The following is an 18,391-nucleotide window of genomic DNA, read 5'->3' as shown; positions in this document are numbered from 1 at the left end:
GTGGGTGGAGGGCTCGCACCGGCTGCTGCCGGTGCGGGCCCTTCTGCCGTGGCCGCCGCGTGCGGCTCTTCCTCGTCGTGGTTGCCGAGGCGCCGTACGAGCACAGCGGTACGGCCGCTCTCGTGCGGCTGTGGTCGTGTTTCCGCGTGCGGTGTGGGCGGGCTACGTCTTGTCGAGTTCCTTCTCGATGCGGGCGAGTTCCTCGTTCGGGACGGCGCCGCCGAAGCGGCGGTCGCGCTGGGCGTACTCCAGGCAGGCTCGCCACAGGTCGCGGCGGTCGAAGTCGGGCCAGAGCACGTCCTGGAAGACCATCTCGGCGTAACTGCTCTGCCAGATGAGGTAGTTGGAGGTGCGCTGCTCGCCGCTGGGGCGCAGGAAGAGGTCGACGTCCGGCATGTCCGGGTAGTACAGGTACTTCTGGAACGTCTTTTCGTTGACCTTGGCGGGGTCGAGCCGGCCGGCGGCGACGTCCTCGGCGATCTGCTTCGCGGCGTCGGCGATCTCGGCGCGCCCGCCGTAGTTGACGCAGAAGTACAGCGTCATGGCGTCGTTGCCCTTGGTCTGTTCCTGGGCGACCTGGAGTTCCTGGACGACGGACTTCCACATCTTGGGCATCCGGCCGACCCAGCGGATGCGGATGCCGAGTTCGTCCATTTCGTCGCGGCGGCGGCGGATCACGTCCCGGTTGAAGTTCATCAGGAAGCGCACCTCCTCCGGGGAGCGCTTCCAGTTCTCGGTGGAGAAGGCGTACAGGGAGAGGTTCTTGACGCCCATCTCCAGGCAGCCCTTGAGCACGTCGAGGACGACGCCCTCGCCGACCTTGTGTCCCTCGGTGCGGGGCAGTCCGCGTTCCTTGGCCCAGCGCCCGTTGCCGTCCATGACGACAGCGACGTGGTTCGGCACGAGCTCGCCGGGGATCCTCGGCGGTTGGGCTCCGGACGGGTGCGGCTCGGGGACCTTGTACTCGCGGCGGGAACGTCCCAGGATTCCGCGTCGTGCCATGGGGGTCACACTCACTTCTTCTCGACGTGCTTCTCTACGTACCGCAGCGAGCGCAGGCCGCGCTCCAGGTGCCAGTGCAGATAGGCGGACACCAGTCCGCTGCCCTCCCTGACGTGGCGTTCCTCGCACGCCCGTGCCGTGTCCCAGTCTCCGGTCAGCAGCGCGCTGAGCAGGCCGATCGCCTCAGCAGAGGGTACGACGCTGCCGGGGACACGGCAGTCGGCGCAGATGACCCCGCCGGCGGCGACGGAGAAGAACCGGTTCGGCCCGGGCAGGCCGCATTTGGCGCAGTCGGAGAACGACGGCGCGTAGCCGTTGACGGCGAGGGAGCGCAGCAGGAACGCGTCGAGGACGAGGTGCGGCGGGTGCTCGCCGCGGGCGAGGGTGCGGAGTCCGCCGACGAGCAGCAGGTACTGCTGGACGGACGGTTCGCCCTCGTGGTCGGTGAACCGTTCCGCGGTCTCCAGCATGGCGGTGCCGGAGGTGTAGCGGGCGTAGTCGGTGACGATGCCGCTGCCGTAGGGGGCGATCGTCTCGCTCTGGGTGCACAGCGGAAGGCCGCGGCCGACGAGGTCGCCGCCGCGGGCGAAGAACTGCACGTCGACGTGCGAGAACGGTTCGAGGCGGGCGCCGAACTTCGATTTGGTGCGGCGCACTCCGCGGGCGACGGCCCGGACCCGCCCGTGTCCGCGGGTGAGGATCGTGATGATGCGGTCCGCTTCACCCAGCTTCTGGGTGCGCAGCACGATGCCGTCGTCGCGGAACAGGGTCATGGGGCCATTCTCTCGTACCGGCCGGGCGGCTCCGGGTCGGGTTCGGTGGGTCCGCCCCGGGGGCTGTGTCGGGGGCCGGTCCCGGGGGCCGCCCCGGGCCGCTCACACGTCGGCCTGGCGGAGTTCCTCGAGGAGTTCGTTCTGTCCGACGAGGAGTTCGGTGAGGATGCGGCGGGCGGCGCGGAGCAGTTCCGCGACGTCGCCGCCGGCGAGGGCGTAGCTGACGGTGGAGCCGTCGCGTATCGACACGACGATGCCGGAGCGGCGCAGCACGGCCAGTTGCTGGGAGAGGTTGGACGGTTCGATCTCGATCGCGGTGAGCAGGTCGCGCACCGGTACCGGACCGGTCTGCAGGAGCTCCAGCACCCGGATGCGGACGGGGTGCCCGAGCATGCGGAAGAACTCCGCCTTGGCCTGGTACAGCGGTACCTGCATGAGATCGCTCCCGGTGACTCGACGACTACGGGCCGATCCTCCCGTCTCCGGCTGCCCGCCTCCCAGAGGGTTGATCCCATCGGGATCTGGCGAATTGAAGAAATTTTCAATTCGTGGGCAGCCGGGGACGAGGGGACCGTCACGGCACTACAGCTCGAGATCCACCTCGATGCGCCGCAGCTGGTGGCGGGCCATGGCCAGGTTGGCGTTGCCCTTGTCGAGGACGAGGTAGAGGAAGAGGCCGTTGCCTCCGCGGCCCTTGAGCAGCCGGATCAGGTGGTACTGGGTGCCGAGGGTGATCAGGATGTCGTCGATGTCGTCGGTGAGCCCGAGGTGCTCCATGGTGCGGGTCTTGGCGCGGATCACGTCCGTGTTGCCGGCCGCCGCCACCGCCAGGTCGAGGTCCTTGCCGCCGCCCAGGGTGCCCAGAGCCATCCCGCTGGTGTAGTCCACGAGCGCCACCCCCAGCGCCCCCTCTATCGACGTCATGGACTCTTTCAGGGAGGTCTCCACATTGGCCATCGCTGCGCTCACTCCTCATCAGTGCGTGCTGTCGGGTGCCGGCCCCGGTGCGAACGGACTGATCGCACGGCCGACATGTGACGAGGAGGCTACCCACCGTGAAGTGGGCGTGGAGGATGAACGGCGGAATATGCCAACAGCAGGCCGGAAACGGACCCTTGTCCGTGAGATGCGCACGGCCTGCGGGCGTCCGGGCGCGCGGGCTACGGCACCTCGCCGCGGCTGCGGGCGTTCGCGGAGGCGGTCGCGGCGCTGAGGCGTTCCGCGGCGGTGGCGATGCGCAGGTCGTCGGGGGCGCAGGCCCGTTCTCGTCCGCCGCCGACCGGCCCGAGGCGGACGAGCGGTCCCGTGGGGCCGGGGATTCGCCCGACGCGGCCGGTGCTCGTGTCGACGACGTACGCCCCCACGGGCGGCGGTGACGTCATCGACCGGCCTCCTCCGCCAGGCGGACCGCCGCACTCGGAGGCGTTCGGGGCGGAGGGCGGTTCGGTCCCGGGCCCGACGGCCCGGGACCGTGGATCCGGCGCGGATCAGGCCGCGAGGGCGCCCTTGCCGCTCGCGAGGGGCCATTCGCGGTGGAGGCTGCCCAGCGGGATCCGGTGCCGGAGGATCGGCGTGCCGAAGACCGCCAGCTGGAGCTGGAGGTGCCCGCTCAGGCCGAAACCGCCGTGGAGCGCCCATGTGCCGGCGACCGACGCGGTGCCGTCCGTCGAGGCGTCGGCACGGGCCCGGGCCTCGGCGCGCAGATAGGGGGCGAAGTCGGCGGTGAGGCCGACCATGCCGTACAGACCGACGGACGCCTCGGCGCCGAGGGTCGCCCTGGCCTGGCCGGCGGCGGTGACGGTGGTGCGGACCGGGGTGCTCTTGACGTCGGAGGCGCTGACCGGGGTCCAGCCGTCCCCGGGGGCGTAGGCGCCCCCGACGCGGAAGTCGCCGCGTACGTCCTGCTGCACGTCGAGGGTGATGCGGCCGTCGGCCTCGACCTGGAGGTAGCAGGTGAGGTCGAGGTTGACGACGACGGGGACGGGGCCGACCTGGATCACGGGGTCGGCGTGGAGCTTGGCGAACGGGATCCGCTGGGTGGCCTTGGCCGAGGCGCGGCCCTTGAGGGCCCACTGGGCGGTCCAGTCGCCGGTCATGCCGAGGAACGCGGAGCCGGGCGCGGGGCGTCCGGCCTGGCCGTTGGCGCTGCCGTCGTAGGAGAACTCGACCTGCGGGGAGAGCTGCACGAAGCCGGAGAGGGAGGCGGCGGCGGAGACGGGGGAGTCGTCCGCGGTGGCCAGGGCCGCGCCGACGTCGAGGCGCAGGCTGCCGAGGGGCAGCTTGCTGCCGCTGGGGCCGAAGGTGGCGCCTCCGGTGCGGGCCCAGGAGACCTTGACGCCCTCGACGAGGGGTTCGACGTCGACGGTGGAGGGGTCGACGGGGACCTGCCCGTCGGCCTTGTCGTCGGCGAGGAGGGTGCTGAGGGTGGTGGGTGCGGTGCGGACCTCGGTGCCCCGGTCGGTGGTGCCGAGGACCTCGGTGACCTCGGCGAGGAGGCCGTCGGGGGCGCCGGGGGCGGGGGCGCTGGCGATGACGTCGCCGGTCTTGACGGGGGTGTCCGCGGTGGGGCCGGTGGTCGGGGCCGTCGTGCTGCCGGAGCCGGGCGGGTTCGGTTCGGCGGGCGGGGCGGCTATGACGGCGCGCCGGGTGCGTTTGTCGTAGGCGGCGACCTTGAGCGCGCTCTCGGCGGCGGCGGTGGTGCCCTTGGTGGTGCGGCGGGCGACGGCGGTCGGGGCGGCCTCGCCGCGGGGGGCGGCTTCGACGTCGAGTTGTTCGGTTCCGTCCGCCGCCGCGGCGGTCGCGGCGGGGGTGGGCCCGGTCCCGGGCAGGTCGGAGCTGTCGGGGGCGGCCGAGCATCCGCTCGCGGCGAGCGCGAGGGCGGTCAGCGTGGGGACCAGGAGTCTCCTGGTGGAGTGGCGCACGGGGGTGTCCTCCGGCGGGGGAACGTGAGGGGGGTGGTTGCCGCGACCCGCACTTACCGGCGAGTAACAGCGGAGGAATCATGGCATGCACACATGCCGCCCGCACAATCCCGGTGCACCCAACACCCTTACGGTGAAGGGCCTTTGACCTTGGACAAGGCACGCGGGCCCGGTGGGCGAGGCGCCTCGCCCACCGGGCCCGCGTCCCCGTCGCTGCCGATGCGGTCTCCGCGCAGGGCCTCGACAACCGTGCTCAGCTGCCGAGTTTGCGGCGGACCTCGGCCTCGCGGACGTGGTCACCCAGCAGCCGGTGGACGGCCGCGGCCCTGCGGTACTGCTCGTCCGCGCCCAACTGGTCGCCCTGCACCAGAAGGTTGTCGCCCACCGCCTCCGCGGCCGCCGCCACCCCCGCGCCGAGGCCCGCGGCTTCGAAGGCGGCCAGCGCTGCGCGGTGCAGCTCCGCGCCCTCGCCGTAGGAGCCGCGCCGCTCCTCCAGACGCCCCAGCTCGCACAGGGTCCAGCCCTCCCCCGCCGGGAGGCCGTAGCGGCGGTAGAGGGCGAGGGCGGCGCGCAGATGGCGCTCGGCGGGCACGAAACCGCCGGCCTGGGCGTAGGCCGTGCCGAGATGGCGCCGGACGTCGGCGGGGCCGGCCGTGTCACCGGTGTGCCGGGCGAGCACGGGCAGCGCGCGCTCCAGGCAGTCGATCGCCTCGTCGGGACGGCGCCGGTCCAGGTGGAGGACGCCGAGGCCGTGCAGGACCTCCGCCTCGCCCACGGTGTCGTTCGCCGCCCGGCAGCCCTCCAGGGCGGTGCTCAGCTCCCGCAGGGCCTCCTCGTACCGGCCGGCGCCCCGCAGGACGGTGCCCAGCAGCCTTCGGGTGGTGATGTGTTCGGCGCGGACGGCGGCATGCCGCTGGAGGGTGGCCGCCATGCCCAGATGGTCCACGGCCCGGTCGAGCTGCCCTTCGTGCGCGTACGCGGAGCCGAGGCCCCGCATGGCGTGCGCCGTCCAGCCCTGTTCGCCGGAGCGGCGTGCCGCGTCGAGGACGGCGGCCCACATGGCGACGCGCGGGGACTGCCCGGGCCGCCCCGCCAGCCAGGGATCGGCGGCGAGGGCGAGAGCGTGGGCGTGGGCGTGCAGTCCCTCGCGTACGGCGGTGCGGACGAGATGGGGGACGGCGTGCTGTTCCGGGGCACCCCACGCCCCGCCGCCGTGGGCGGAGGCGTCCTCGGTGTAGGCGGTGAGGATCCGTTCGAGGACCGCGCGGCGGTCGGCGGGTGCCGTCTCGTGGTCGAGGCGTTCGGCGGCGAGCAGACGGACCAGGTCGTGCAGCCCGTAGGCGTCGGGACCTGCGGGCCGGGCGAGTTGGGCGTCGGCGAGCCGGTCGAGGCCGCTTCGGGCACCTGCGGGGTCGTCGGCCGCCGCCGCGGCGGCGATCCGTACGGTCACCCGGGCCGCGGGGCAGGCGCCGAGGACGCGCAGCAGCGCACGGTCGTCGGCGCCGAGTGCGGCGTACGCGGCTTCGAAGGCCGCGCGGACCGCGAGGTCGTCCATGCGCAGATGGTGGAGACGGTCGCGCTCGGCGGCGAGACGGCCCGCGAGGACCGGTATCTGCCCGGTGGGACGGGAGCGCTGCCCGCCGGCCGCGATACGGACGGCGAGCGGCAGCAGTCCGCAGGCGTGGACGGCGGACCGCGCGTGGTCGGTCTCGGCCGTGGTGCGCCCGGGCCCGGCGACGGCTGAGAGGAGGGCGAGGGCGTCGGGTTCGGTGAGCGGGCCGAGCGCGACGGGCGCGGCCTCGGGCAGGTCCCGGAGCGTGTCGCGGCTGGTGATCAGGGTCAGGCAGTGCGCGCCGGCCGGCAGCAGCGCGCGGGCCTGCGCGGCGTCCGCCGCGTCGTCGAGGAGCAGCAGGATCCGCCGGCCCGCGGTGCGGCCGCGGAAGCGGGCGGCCAGGGCGGCGCCCGTGCCCGACCGTTCCTCGGCCGGGGCACCGAGGGCGGCGAGCAGCCCGGCCAGTACCGCGGAGGGGGCGGGCGGTTCGCCGCGGCCGCCTCCGAGGTCGGCGTACAGCCGTCCGTCGGGGAAGAGCGGCCGCAGTTCGTGGGCGAGCCGGACGGCGAGCGCGGACTTGCCGGAGCCGGGCGCGCCGGTCACGGCGATGGCCCGGTGGCCGACGCGGACCATGCGCAGCACCGTGTCCGTCTCGACGGCACGTCCGGTGAAGTGGTCGGCCGCGGCGGGCAGTTCCGCCGGGTCCGGCGGGACGGGGGCGGGGGCCGCGGGCGGCGCTACGGCGGGGCTTCGCCCGGTGCGCGCGCAGCGGACGGCGGTGTACGCGGCGCCCGCCGCCACGGCGGCGGCGAGCGGCCAGAGGAGCGGGGCGTACGGGACGAGTGGGGCGAGGACCGGGGGGAGGGTGCCGCAGGCCGCGGTGTGCAGGGCGAGGGCGAGCGGCACAGCCAGCAGTGCCGAGCCCGTGACCAGCACGGCCGTCGCATGAGTGCGCAGCACGGTCCCCCCGTCCCGGTCCCGGTTTCCCGTCCCGTCCTGTCCGGCGCCCTGGTCCGTGCCCGCGCCGTACGCGTTCGTCACATTCTGGCCCTCTCCGCCGCCGATGCGCCCGATCGGGAAGGGGATTTCGGGAGGGGCTGCGAGGGTACGCCGCCCCGGGGGGCTCAGCCGAGCGCGTCGGCGAGCAGTTCGGCGGTCCGGGCGACGAGCCGGTTGTCCACGGCGTCGTCGGGGTGCTGCCGGGTCGTCAGGACGGCCAGGACGACGGGGGTGCCGTCGGGGGTCCAGGCGACGCCGACGTCGTTGTTGGTGCCGTACGCACCGCCGCCGGTCTTGTCCGCGAGGGTCCAGTCGTGGGGAAGTCCGGCGCGGAAGCGTTCCGTGCTGGTGGTGTTGTTCAACAGCCAGCCGGTGAGCCGCTGCCGGTCCGGGCGGGAGAGCGCGTCGCCGAGGACGAGCCGGGTGTAGGTCCGTGCGATGTGGCGCGGGTCGGTGGTGTCCTCGACGCGCCAGGGCTCGGCCGAGTTCAGGTGGGGCTCCCAGCGGTCGAGCCGGGTGACGCCGTCGCCGACGGAGCGGCAGAAGCGGGTGACGGCGGTGGGGCCGCCGAGTTCGCGCAGCAGGAGGTTGGCCGCGGCGTTGTCGCTGTGGCGGATGGCGGCGTCGCAGAGCTCGGCCACGGTCATGCCGTGGGCGAGGTTCTCCTCCCGGCCGGTGACGACGGCGTAGCCCGACTCCTCGGTGTCCTTCTGGGTGTAGCGGATGCGCTCGGCGAGGAACTCGCCCTTGCGGTCGAGGTCCCTGAGGACGGCCGCGACGGCGAGGGTCTTGAACACCGAGCACATGGGGAAGAGTTCGCCGGCGCGGTGGGATACGGTCCGGCCCGTCCTCATGTTCCGGGCGAAGACGCCGAGCCGGGCGGTGTGCGTCCGCTCGAGCTCGCTCAGGCTGCGGGAGACGCCGTCCGGCCGGGGTGTGCCGCCGCGCGGGCCGTCGCCGGCGGGCGGCTCGCCGCCGTGCCGCGCCGGGGTCGCCGCCGCGCTCGACGGCAGTCCCGCGGCCAGTGCGGCCCCCGTGGCGGCGGCCAGCAGTGTGCGACGGGTCCGGTGTGCTCGTGACGGTTCCAAGGCCGTGCTTCCCTTCCTCTGCGGTGCCCCGGCCCTCTGGCGGCCGCGGCTCCTTCGCGGTACGTGTGCGGCCGCGGCGCGTTCGTCGGTCCGCGGCGTCCGTGCGGGTCCGACGCCTCCGCCTGCGCCGGGGCCCGCGCTGTCCGTCTCCGCGAGCGTGTGCCCGCGCCGTCCGTGCTTGGACGAGTGTGTGCCGGGGCTGTCCGTGGCGCGGGAGTGGGCCGCCGCGCCGTCCGTGGCTGCACGCGCGTGCACCCGCGCTGCTCGTGGCTGCGGGAGCGTGCGTGTCCGTGGCTGCGGGAGCGTGCGCCGCCCGTGGTTCGCGGCTGCCGGGTCCGCCGTGCCCGCGGATCTCCGCCGGACCTGCCGGCCCACGCCGCCCGTCGCCGCCGTGCCTCCGGAGTCGAGTCCCCCGGCTCTGCCCCGGGCGTCTCCGTCCGCCCTCGCTCCGCGGTGTCCCGCCTGCCGCGCCGGTGGTCCTCCCGCCCACGGCGATCACTGTTCAGGATGACGGAACGGCCCGATCGGTTCCGGGGCCCGGCGGCGCGGGTCAACCGCAGGGCACCACGGGCCCGACTCGTGGGCGACGCTGACGAGTTGGGCCCGGTCCCGGGCGCGGAGCCTCCCCATGATCCGGCTGACGTGCGTCTTCGCCGTGAGCGGAGGCCCGGGGCCTCGGCGATCCCAGTGTTGTCGTGACCACGTGCGGCGAGGGCGAGAACCTGCCGCTCACGCTCGGAAGGACCGTCCGCGCCCGCCGCCGGAAGGGGCACGGGGACTGCGGCGGGCCCGCGCGTGGCGGCACGGGGCCGCGGCGTGTGACGCCCACACCGGCCGCGCTCCGGCGTCGCGCGGCGTCCCGGGGAGCGACACGCACCGGGCGGCCGCGGCTCGCGGCGCCGTCCGCGCGAGGCCGACCTGCCGCTCCCCCTACGGGGACGGGGTGCGTGCCGCGGCGAGCAGGCGCGCCGTGTCGTCGGCGCACAGTTGCAGCGCGTTCCCGACCGTGGTCAGCACATCGCGTTCCGCAGGGATGTAGGGCCCGTCGGCGAGGGCGATACCGGCGCCCTGAAGCAGGATCGATTCACGCCCGGCCGGGGCGAGATGCGGGGTGAGCGGTTCCAGCGCCTCGTGGAGTTCGATGGCGAGGGCGGCTCCGCAGGGTCCGGCGTCGGTGAGGAAGCGTCCGGTGTCGGCGGCGAGTGCCTCCACCATGGCCGTCAGCTGGTCCTCGGTGCAGTCGCTGATCCCGGCGGCGCGGACGGTGGCGACCGCGGTCCGGCGGACCGTGCGGGAGGAGGTGCCGCCGGCGGCGAGGACGGCGAGTGCGACGGTGTGCACGCCGTCGCGGAGCATCGCGGAGAAGCGGCCGGTGGTGGGGTGGTCCAGCGCCTCGGTGCCGAAGTGGCCGTGGCAGGCGGCGCATTCGACGACCGGTCCGGCCTGGCCGCGCGGGAGCACGGGGAGGCCGAGGACGGTGAGGCGGCGGCGGCCGGTACGGCGGCGGTAGTTGCGGTCGCCTCCGCATTCGGGGCAGAAGAACTCGCCGTCACCGACGGTGCTCCACGATGTGCGCACCCCGAAGACACCAAGACCACGATGACCGTGGATGTGCGGTTTTCGGCCGCTCTGTCCGCGGGCTGGCAGCACGTCGCACCTCCGTGACCCTTCGGCAACATTGCCGCGTTGACGTGATGTTAGCCACATCGCGGATGCCGCGTCAGTACCCGGGCGTCACATCGCCCGGACATGGCCGAACCCCGCCCCTGTGCCGGGGCGGGGTCCGTGGCCGCGGGTGGCGGCGGGCGTCAGCGGGAGGCGCGGTTGACGGCCGACACGACCGCCTTCAGCGAGGCGCGGGTGGTGTTGGCGTCGATGCCGATGCCCCACAGGACCTTTCCGTCGATGGCGCATTCGATGTAGGAGGCGGCCTGCGCGGACGCGCCCTCGCTCATCGTGTGCTCCTGGTAGTCCAGGACGCGCGCGTCGACGCCGATCCCGTTCAGCGCGTCGACGAACGCGGAGATGGGGCCGTTGCCGCTGCCGGTCAGCACGGTGTCGGCGCCGTCCACGACCGCCTCCACCGTCAGGGTGTCGGTGCCGTCGGTGTCCGAGGTGGACTGGCCGGAACGCAGCTGGACGCGGCCCCACGGGTCGACGGGGTTGGGCAGGTACTCGTCCTGGAAGACGGACCAGATCTCCTTCGGCGTGACCTCGCCGCCCTCGGCGTCGGTCTTGGCCTGAATGATGCGGGAGAACTCGATCTGCATCCGGCGCGGCAGGTCCAGCTTGTGGTCGTTCTTCAGGACGTAGGCGATACCGCCCTTGCCGGACTGCGAGTTGACGCGGATGACCGCCTCGTAGGAGCGGCCCACGTCCTTCGGGTCGATCGGCAGGTACGGGACGGCCCACTCGATGTCGTCGGTCGTCACGCCCCGGGCGGCCGCGTCGGCCTCCATGGCGTCGAAGCCCTTCTTGATGGCGTCCTGGTGGGAGCCGGAGAAGGCGGTGTAGACGAGGTCGCCCGCGTAGGGGTGGCGCGGGTGGATCTGCATCTGGTTGCAGTACTCGCTGGTGCGGCGGATCTCGTCGATCTGCGAGAAGTCGATCTGCGGGTCGACGCCCTGGGAGAAGAGGTTCATGCCGAGGGTGACCAGGTCGACGTTGCCGGTGCGCTCGCCCTGGCCGAACAGGCAGCCCTCGATGCGGTCGGCGCCCGCCATGATCGCCAGCTCGGCGGCGGCCACGGCGGTGCCGCGGTCGTTGTGCGGGTGCACGGACAGGCAGACGTGCTCGCGGCGGGTCAGGTGGCGGGACATCCACTCGAAGCGGTCCGCGTGGGTGGAGGGCGTCGAACGCTCCACGGTGGCGGGCAGGTTCAGGATGATCTCGCGGCCGGGGCCGGGCTGCCAGACGTCGCAGACCGCCTCGCAGACCTCCAGGGCGAAGTCCAGTTCGGTGTCGGTGAAGATCTCCGGGCTGTACTGGTAGCCGAAGACGGTCTCGTCGCCCAGCAGCTTCTCGGCGTACTCCATCACCAGCCGGGTGCCGTCGACGGCGATCTGCTTGACGTCGTCCTTGGAGCCGCGGAAGACGACGCGGCGGAACGTCGGCGCCGTCGCGTTGTACAGGTGGACGGTGGCCCGCCTGGCGCCGACGATCGACTCCACGGTGCGCTCGATCAGGTCCTCGCGGGCCTGGGTCAGGACGGAGATCGTCACGTCGTCCGGGATCGCGCCCTCTTCGATGATCGAGCGTACGAAGGCGAAGTCGGTCTCGCCGGACGAGGGGAAGCCGACCTCGATCTCCTTGTAGCCGAGGCGGACCAGCAGGTCGAACATCTCACGCTTGCGGGCCGGCGACATCGGGTCGATCAGCGCCTGGTTGCCGTCCCGGAGGTCGGTGGACAGCCAGCGCGGTGCCTTGGTGATCCGCTTCTCGGGCCAGGTGCGGTCCGGGATGTCGACGGCCTCGTACCGGCCGTACTTGTGGATCGGCATGCCGGACGGCTTCTGGGTGTGCGTGGTGTTGGTGATCGGCGTGGGGCGGCCGTTCCACTGCGACTGTGACATTGCGTCGGGCTCCTCGGGGTCCTGCGGGCTGGGGGTCCTCCCACGCCCTGGGGCGGTGGGGGAGGCCGACTGTCAACGCAGCACCAGACTCCGCGGGGAGGGGGTCGGCCTACGACTACAGGCCCTCGCCGCGGCGGCTAAGAAGAAGCAGCCCGAAACGCATGATGCGGACGAGCCTAGCCGAGCTTCGGCGCGGGCGCCGGTCCCGTTTCATTATGCGGGACGACCGATCAGTAACGGGCAAATGTGTTAGATCACTCCATTTCACTAATCGTCGTCGCATCCAGTGACAGCCGGATGGCGCAGTGCCACATTGCCGGACATGGACTCCTTCACGCCTGTCTTCTGCGGCATCGTGCCGCCGCATCTGCTCGACAAGCTGGCGCGTGCCGGTGATCCGGCCGTCGCCGCCGCGGCGCGCCGCACCCTCGTCGCGGACGCCGCGCACCGCACGGGTCGCCGGCTGACCACCCTCACCGGCGCCCCGGCGCCGTCCCGGGAGGTCGTCCCCGGCCCGCAGCGCACCCTGTACGACGCCGGGAACGGGACCGCGCTGCCCGGCACGGAGGTGCGCTCCGAGGGCGACGAGCCCGTCCAGGACGCCACCGTCAACCGCGCCTACGCCGGCCTCGGAGCGACGTTCGACCTGCTTCTTGACGCCTACGGGCACGACTCGATCGACGGCGCGGGCCTGCCCCTCGACGCGACCGTCCACTACGACGAGAAGTACGGCAACGCCTTCTGGAACGGCGAGCAGATGGTGTTCGGCGACGGCGACGGCGAGATCTTCCTCGACTTCACCGGTCCGGTCGACGTCATCGCCCACGAACTGGCGCACGGCTTCACCCAGTACTCGGCGAACTTCACCTACTTCGGCCAGCCCGGCGCGCTGAACGAGTCGGTCTCGGACGTCTTCGGCTCCCTGGTGAAGCAGCGCACGCTCGACCAGAGCGCGGACCGGGCCGACTGGCTCATCGGTGCCGGGCTGCTCGCGCCGCGGGTCAGCGGGGTGGCGCTGCGGTCGATGAAGGCGCCGGGCACGGCGTACGACGACGACGTGCTCGGCAAGGACCCCCAGCCTGCGACGATGGCCGACTACGTCCGCACGGGCCGGGACAACGGTGGCGTCCACATCAACTCGGGCATCCCCAACCACGCCTTCTACCTGCTCGCGACCCAGCTGGGCGGCAAGGCGTGGGAGCGGGCCGGGCAGATCTGGTACGACGCGATGACCTCGGGGAAGCTGCGGGTCGACGCGTCGTTCGCCGAGTTCGCCCGGGAGACGGTCGAGGCCGCCACCGCGCGCTACGGCAGGGGTGAGGAGCGCGAGGCCGTGGTGAAGGCGTGGTCCCGGGTCGGTGTGCCTGCCAACTGACCGGGATCCGTACTAGACAGGAACCATGCGCATCCACGTACGACGCACAGGCGGGTTCGCCGGCATCGAGCGGGTCTCCGAGGTCGACACCGCCGGGCGGCCCGACGCCCAGGAGTGGCGGGCCCTGGCCGAGCAGGCGATGGGCGACGGCCGGGACACCCCGCCGGTGGGGGTGCCGGACGGCTTCCAGTACCAGCTCACGGTGGACGGGACCACGGTGTACTGCGCCGACCCCAGGCTGACCGAGGCCCAGCGGAAGCTGATCACCCGGGTGCTGAAGGAAGGCTCCTGAGGCCCCGGGCCGCGCCCGGGAAGGAGCCCCGCCGCACCCCGGGGGCAGGTGCCGGGCCGTTCCCGCGTGCTCCCGGCGGCCGGAGCTCGGGCCGCCGTGCGACCGGGACGACGGCCGGCGCCGGTGGGCGGCCGGGGCCGACGGCCGGCGCCGGGACCGGAAGCGGGGCGGAGTCGGCCGGAGCCGTCAGAAACCCAGCCTGCGCAGCTGCTTCGGGTCCCGCTGCCAGTCCTTGGCCACCTTCACGTGCAGATCGAGGAAGACGGGGGTGCCGAGCAGCGCCTCGATGTGCTTGCGGGACTTGGTGCCGACCTCCTTCAGGCGGCTGCCCTTGGGGCCGATGATGATGCCCTTCTGGCTGGGGCGCTCGATGTAGACGTTGGCGTGGATGTCGAGCAGCGGTCGGTCCGCCGGGCGTCCCTCGCGCGGCAGCATCTCCTCGACCACGACGGCGATCGAGTGGGGCAGCTCGTCCCGTACCCCTTCCAGCGCCGCCTCGCGGATCAGCTCGGCGACCATGACCTGCTCCGGCTCGTCCGTGAGGTCGCCCTCCGGGTAGAGCGGGGGGCTCTCCGGGAGCAGCGGGACGAGGAGGTCTCCGAGGAGGGTGACCTGCTTGTCGCCGACGGCCGACACCGGGACGATCTCCGCCCACTCGATGCCGAGCTCGCTGCCGAGGCGGTCGACGGCGAGGAGCTGCTCGGCCAGGGTCTTGGAGTCGACCAGGTCGGTCTTGGTCACGATCGCGACCTTGGGGGTCTTCTTGATCCCGGCCAGTTCCTTGGCGATGAAGCGGTCGCCGGGGCCGAGCTTCTGGTCGGCCGGGATGCAGAAGCCGATCACGTCGACCTCGGCCCAGGTGGTGCGTACGACGTCGTTGAGCCGCTCGCCGAGCAGGGTGCGCGGCTTGTGCAGGCCGGGGGTGTCCACGAGCACGAGCTGGGCGTTCAGGTCGGGGCGGTGGACGATGCCGCGGACGGTGTGGCGGGTGGTCTGCGGCCGGTTGGAGGTGATGGCCACCTTCTGGCCCACCAGAGCGTTCGTGAGGGTGGACTTGCCCGCGTTGGGGCGGCCGACGAAGCAGGCGAAGCCGGCGCGGTGCGGGGCCTCGGACCGGGGGGTGTGAACGCTCATGCGGGCCATTCTCCCCGATCCTCGGGGCGGTCACGTACCACGTGCCGCCGGGACGGGCACGGACGCCCGGCGCCGCGTCGCGTCCGGGACCCGGCGTGGCGGCCCCGTGGCGGACCCGCCCGGGCCGGCCGCCGCCGGTGAGAACGTCTCGCGCGTGAGGGGCGTCGCCGGGCCCCCGGCAGGACGAACGTGCCGGGGCCGGGGCCGGCGGTAGGCGGCCGGGCGGCGCCTCAGCCTCCGCGTACCGTCCGGCGTCGTGCCCGGAGCCACACCAGCGCCCCGGCACCGGCCGCGAACAGGACGGCCGCGACCAGCCAGGGGACGGCGAGGAAGGACACCGCTCCGGATCCGCGGGCGTCGCGTGCGCTCGCGGTGAGGGTCACCTCGCCCCACTCGAGCTGCGGGGCCCCGGCCCAGCTCGCGGTGAGCCGGATCCGCTGCCGTGGCAGCAGTTCGCCGGGGACGCCGTCCAGGTCCCGGGCGAGGAGGGTGCGGCCGAAGAGACCCTCGGCGCGGAGGGAGACCTTCGGGTCGAGGGTGACGTTGCCGCGGTTGTGCAGGGTGTACGAGACCAGGGCGCTGCTGCCGCCGGTGCCCGGCACAAGGGGTTTGTCCGGCGTATAGCGGACGTCCTCGACGGAGAGCGCGGGCATGGCCGGTCCGTTCACCCGCAGGTACACGCGGGCGCCGACCGCCCGCTGGATGCCGACGGCCATCGCTTCCCCCGTCCCGGCGGCGACGCGTTCGTCGAGGGCGACCAGCGCGCCGGGGTGGTCGCCGGGCTCCGCGTCCTCGGGAACCGTGAGGGTGTACGGGACGGTGACGGCGGTGCGGGCGGGGACGGTCACCCGGGTCCGGTCCGGCCTCGTCCAGGCACCGACGCCGCGCTGCCTCTCCTGGCGGGCGCGCACGGCGAAGCCGCCGTCTCGTTCGGTGTTGTAGGCGTCCGCCCCGTACAGCAGGAACGTCAGCGGGGCGGCGGTCTTGTTGGTCACGGTGACGCTGTCGGTGAGCGTCGTGCCGGGGTCGGCGGAGAGGTAGAAGTACGGTCGGCGGCCCGGGCCGGAGGCCGTGGGCTCGACGGACCACTCGCCGTTGTCGGCGGCGTGCGCGGGCGGGACGGCGCACAGCAGTGCCGCCAGCGCGAGGAGGGGAACGAGGAGCGTCGCGAGAGGCGCGGGCAGCGGCGGGAGGAGTGCGGGCAGTCTTCGCACGGGCGCGGATCCCCCGGGTCGGGGCGGGCCGACCGGGTGCGCGCCCGGCCCGCCGTGGGTGTCAGGTGAGGGTGAGGGTCAGCACGCCGGAGTAGGCGCCGGGTGCGGTGAACGCCGGTACGTCCAGCGTCATCTTCGCGCCCGCGGTGAACTCGCCGCCGGTGAGCGCCCCGTCGGGGGCGGACGCCAGGGTGGCGCCGGCGGTGCCGACGGCGCCCGCGGAGCCCGCCGCGCAGGTGCTGGGGCTGCCGGCCTTGGTGGCGCAGACCGGGATCCAGCTCAGCCGGCCGGCGTCGATCTTCCCGCCGGGACCGGTGAAGTCGGTGACCTTGCCGGTCAGGGACCAGCCCGCGGGGCCGCCGCGGAAGTCCTTGACGGTCACCGCGTGGAGGTCGCCGGTGGCGGCGCCGCCCCTGCCGAAGTCGACGGAGGTCAGCCGGACGGTGTCACCGGCCTGGGTCATGGACAGGGTGCCGGCCGCGACGGCCGTGGTGAGCTGCTGGCTGTTCGCGGGTACGGGGGTGTCGTCGAGGACGGTGTACGCCGCGGGGCCCGCGCCCTTGTCGTCGCTCCAGGCGGTGCCCTCGTAGGCGACGATTCCGGTGGTGGCCTTGTCGGCGACCGTGAGCCGGGCGGTGAACGTGCCCGCCGCGCTCGCCTTCACGGTCACCTTGTCCGCGGTCTCGGCCGCGCCGGCGCGGCCGGCGACGGTGACGTCCGCGAGGGGGGTGAACTTCGCACCGGTGAGGGTCACCTGGTCCCCCGGCTTGCCGGAGGCCGTGCCGAGTTGGACGGACCGTTCGTTGGCGCCGGGCTGTTCGGTGGCGACGATCGTCCGCGAGACGGGCGCGGGCGGGTTCGTCACCGTGCAGGGGGTGTCCAGTTCCATGATGTAGCTGGTGTGGATGTTGTAGTCGCCCGGGGAGAGGGTGATCGAGCCGGGCGCGGTGACCGTGAAGGTGCCGGTCATGGAGAACGCCGGGAACGGTGCCTTGCCGGGGACGGGCGGGTTCTTCTTCGGCCCGGCGACGGTGACGCTGCCGGGCTGTCCTCCCCCGAGCGTCACCTTGCCGGTCGGGGTCATGATGTCGGCGGGCAGCGCCAGGTCGACGGGGTTGCCGGCGGCGGGCTTGGTGACGGTGTAGGTGACGGTGACCGTGTCGCCCACCTTGGGTGCGGCGTTGTCGACGGTGATCTCGGCGCTGGTCGTGCCGTCGATGGGCGGGATGCCGGAGATCGGCGGTGGTACGCAGTGGGTCGGGAAGTCGACCGCCTGGGCCGCCTCGACCCGGGCCGCGGCGGAGGGCGCGAGGAACCCGCCGCCGGTGGCCACGAGCGCGCTCACCCCCAGTAGCGCCGCCCAGCGGCGTCTTCGTGGTGTGGATGGCAGGGACGCCATGCGCTTCCCCCTTCAGTCGGCTTCACTCGGCCTTCACTCGGTGGCCGACATTGACGGGGTGGGGGAAGGAGAAGTCAATGGAATCGAAATGCGCCGACTGATGACCCATCAGATCGTGTCAAGATCGAGGGCGTTTCCCCACTCAAGATCGGCGTTTTCGCAGGTAGGCCCGTTCGCCGCGCAGGGTCGGTCCCGGGCCCACCGGGCGGCCGGCCGGTACGGCGCCCGGCCCGCCCGACGGGTGCGCGGCCGGAGGCGGTCGAACAGGGACGGCGCGCGGGCGGATGTCGGCTCGGGGACGGTCCGCCGCGGACCGCCCGCCGTCAGGCCGGCGCCGAGCCGTTCGCGCGGCGCCGGGCGAGCAGGGCGACCGTGCCGACCACGGCGTAGAGCACGGTGAGGACGCCGAGGGTCAGGTCCAGCCAGTCGACCGGTGCGCCCGAGACCAGATCGGCCGCCGCGGGGACGCCGACGGCGAAGCCGACGGTCAGCAGGACGACCGCAGCGGCCGTGCGCAGGGCGCGGCGGCGCGCCCCGGTGCTCAACTCGGCGCCCGCCGCCGCGGCGAGGAACAGCGGGAACGCGTCGGACCAGGCCACTCGGCCCGACACGGCCCAGTCGACACCGCTGATGACGACGCCGACGAGACCGACCGCCAGGACGACCCGGCCCCAGGTGCGGGACACGTCAGCCCGCCGTCACGGTCGCTCGGAGCATGCCGTCGGGACCGGCGAGCAGCACCGGTGTGCCCGGCCCGCCCAGGTCCCGGACCGCGGCGCGGTCGGCGTCGGCGACCGTGTCGGTGTCGGCGACGACCGCAGCGGCTTCCAGGGAGGTGGCGCCGCTGGCCACGGCCATGGCGACGGCCGTCCGAAGGGCGCTCAGCCGCAGCGACTCGAGCGCCACCGTGCCCGCGACGTACGTCCGTCCGGTCTCGTCCCGCACCGCAGCGCCCTCGGGCACCCCGTTGCGCGCACGGGCACTGCGCGCCAGCGTGATGATCTTGCGGTCTTCGGGATCGAGTCCGGAGCTGTCGGTCATGGGACGAGCATAGTTCGATGCACGGGCCC

17 protein-coding genes and 1 pseudogene are annotated in these 18,391 nt (G+C 73.5%); 2 read left to right on the top strand and 16 right to left on the bottom strand.

What is annotated here, in order from left to right; genetic code table 11:
- Nucleotides 1-162 precede the first annotated feature (162 nt).
- From O7595_RS22735 to leuA, 11 genes and pseudogenes are all read right to left on the bottom strand, one after another.
- Complete coding sequence (locus tag O7595_RS22735) at nucleotides 163-1,002, bottom strand: isoprenyl transferase (RefSeq protein ID WP_269730478.1); 840 nt, start codon at nucleotides 1,000-1,002, stop codon at nucleotides 163-165.
- An 11-nt stretch (nucleotides 1,003-1,013) separates the two neighbouring features.
- On the bottom strand, nucleotides 1,014-1,775 hold the full coding sequence (gene recO / locus O7595_RS22730; RefSeq protein WP_269730477.1) for a DNA repair protein RecO: 762 nt from the start codon (nucleotides 1,773-1,775) through the stop codon (nucleotides 1,014-1,016).
- Between the two features lie 102 nt (nucleotides 1,776-1,877).
- Nucleotides 1,878-2,210 (bottom strand): ArsR/SmtB family transcription factor, encoded by a 333-nt coding sequence (locus tag O7595_RS22725; protein ID WP_269730476.1) that lies wholly within the window; start codon nucleotides 2,208-2,210, stop codon nucleotides 1,878-1,880.
- 147 nt (nucleotides 2,211-2,357) lie between these two features.
- Nucleotides 2,358-2,732: a hypothetical protein gene (locus O7595_RS22720; RefSeq protein WP_269730475.1), complete on the bottom strand. Its 375-nt coding sequence runs from the start codon at nucleotides 2,730-2,732 to the stop codon at nucleotides 2,358-2,360.
- 203 nt (nucleotides 2,733-2,935) lie between these two features.
- Nucleotides 2,936-3,157: a hypothetical protein gene (locus O7595_RS22715; RefSeq protein ID WP_269730474.1), complete on the bottom strand. Its 222-nt coding sequence runs from the start codon at nucleotides 3,155-3,157 to the stop codon at nucleotides 2,936-2,938.
- A gap of 105 nt (nucleotides 3,158-3,262) precedes the next feature.
- The gene (locus O7595_RS22710; RefSeq protein WP_269730473.1) at nucleotides 3,263-4,696 is read right to left on the bottom strand and encodes a hypothetical protein; all 1,434 of its coding nucleotides are present in this window, start codon (nucleotides 4,694-4,696) and stop codon (nucleotides 3,263-3,265) included.
- Between the two features lie 253 nt (nucleotides 4,697-4,949).
- On the bottom strand, nucleotides 4,950-7,289 hold the full coding sequence (locus O7595_RS22705; protein WP_269730472.1) for a tetratricopeptide repeat protein: 2,340 nt from the start codon (nucleotides 7,287-7,289) through the stop codon (nucleotides 4,950-4,952).
- Nucleotides 7,290-7,372: 83 nt separating this feature from the next.
- A complete protein-coding gene (gene bla, locus O7595_RS22700; protein WP_269730471.1) occupies nucleotides 7,373-8,335 on the bottom strand; it encodes a class A beta-lactamase in 963 nt (320 codons plus the stop codon).
- Nucleotides 8,336-8,830: 495 nt separating this feature from the next.
- Nucleotides 8,831-9,084, bottom strand: a pseudogene (locus O7595_RS22695) (response regulator transcription factor); the annotation flags it as partial.
- A gap of 181 nt (nucleotides 9,085-9,265) precedes the next feature.
- Nucleotides 9,266-9,985, bottom strand: a complete 720-nt coding sequence (locus O7595_RS22690; protein ID WP_269730470.1) for a TerB family tellurite resistance protein — start codon at nucleotides 9,983-9,985, stop codon at nucleotides 9,266-9,268.
- Nucleotides 9,986-10,143: 158 nt separating this feature from the next.
- A complete protein-coding gene (leuA, locus tag O7595_RS22685; protein WP_269730469.1) occupies nucleotides 10,144-11,907 on the bottom strand; it encodes a 2-isopropylmalate synthase in 1,764 nt (587 codons plus the stop codon).
- Between the two features lie 322 nt (nucleotides 11,908-12,229).
- Here leuA and O7595_RS22680 point away from each other — a divergent pair, with 322 nt between their 5' ends.
- Both O7595_RS22680 and O7595_RS22675 read left to right on the top strand, forming a co-directional pair.
- Nucleotides 12,230-13,282 carry a M4 family metallopeptidase gene (locus O7595_RS22680; protein ID WP_269730468.1) on the top strand — a complete coding sequence of 351 codons (1,053 nt, stop codon included), beginning with the start codon at nucleotides 12,230-12,232 and terminating at the stop codon, nucleotides 13,280-13,282.
- Nucleotides 13,283-13,307: 25 nt separating this feature from the next.
- Nucleotides 13,308-13,574 (top strand): protealysin inhibitor emfourin, encoded by a 267-nt coding sequence (locus tag O7595_RS22675; protein ID WP_269730467.1) that lies wholly within the window; start codon nucleotides 13,308-13,310, stop codon nucleotides 13,572-13,574.
- Between the two features lie 186 nt (nucleotides 13,575-13,760).
- Here O7595_RS22675 and era read toward each other — a convergent pair whose 3' ends face one another.
- From era to O7595_RS22650, 5 genes are all read right to left on the bottom strand, one after another.
- A complete protein-coding gene (era, locus tag O7595_RS22670) occupies nucleotides 13,761-14,708 on the bottom strand; it encodes a GTPase Era (protein WP_269730466.1) in 948 nt (315 codons plus the stop codon).
- Between the two features lie 230 nt (nucleotides 14,709-14,938).
- Nucleotides 14,939-15,922: a DUF916 domain-containing protein gene (locus O7595_RS22665; protein ID WP_269730465.1), complete on the bottom strand. Its 984-nt coding sequence runs from the start codon at nucleotides 15,920-15,922 to the stop codon at nucleotides 14,939-14,941.
- A gap of 61 nt (nucleotides 15,923-15,983) precedes the next feature.
- A complete protein-coding gene (locus O7595_RS22660; protein WP_269730464.1) occupies nucleotides 15,984-17,321 on the bottom strand; it encodes a beta-xylosidase in 1,338 nt (445 codons plus the stop codon).
- Nucleotides 17,322-17,644: 323 nt separating this feature from the next.
- Nucleotides 17,645-18,007: a hypothetical protein gene (locus O7595_RS22655; RefSeq protein ID WP_269730463.1), complete on the bottom strand. Its 363-nt coding sequence runs from the start codon at nucleotides 18,005-18,007 to the stop codon at nucleotides 17,645-17,647.
- Between the two features lies 1 nt (nucleotide 18,008).
- Entirely contained in the window at nucleotides 18,009-18,362 is a 354-nt protein-coding gene (locus O7595_RS22650; protein ID WP_269730462.1) for a cytidine deaminase, read from the bottom strand.
- Nucleotides 18,363-18,391 lie beyond the last annotated feature (29 nt).

Origin of the sequence: Streptomyces sp. WMMC940 (assembly GCF_027460265.1) — a bacterium.
Lineage (GTDB): Bacteria > Actinomycetota > Actinomycetes > Streptomycetales > Streptomycetaceae > Streptomyces.
This window is presented reverse-complemented; position numbering and strand designations above follow the sequence as displayed.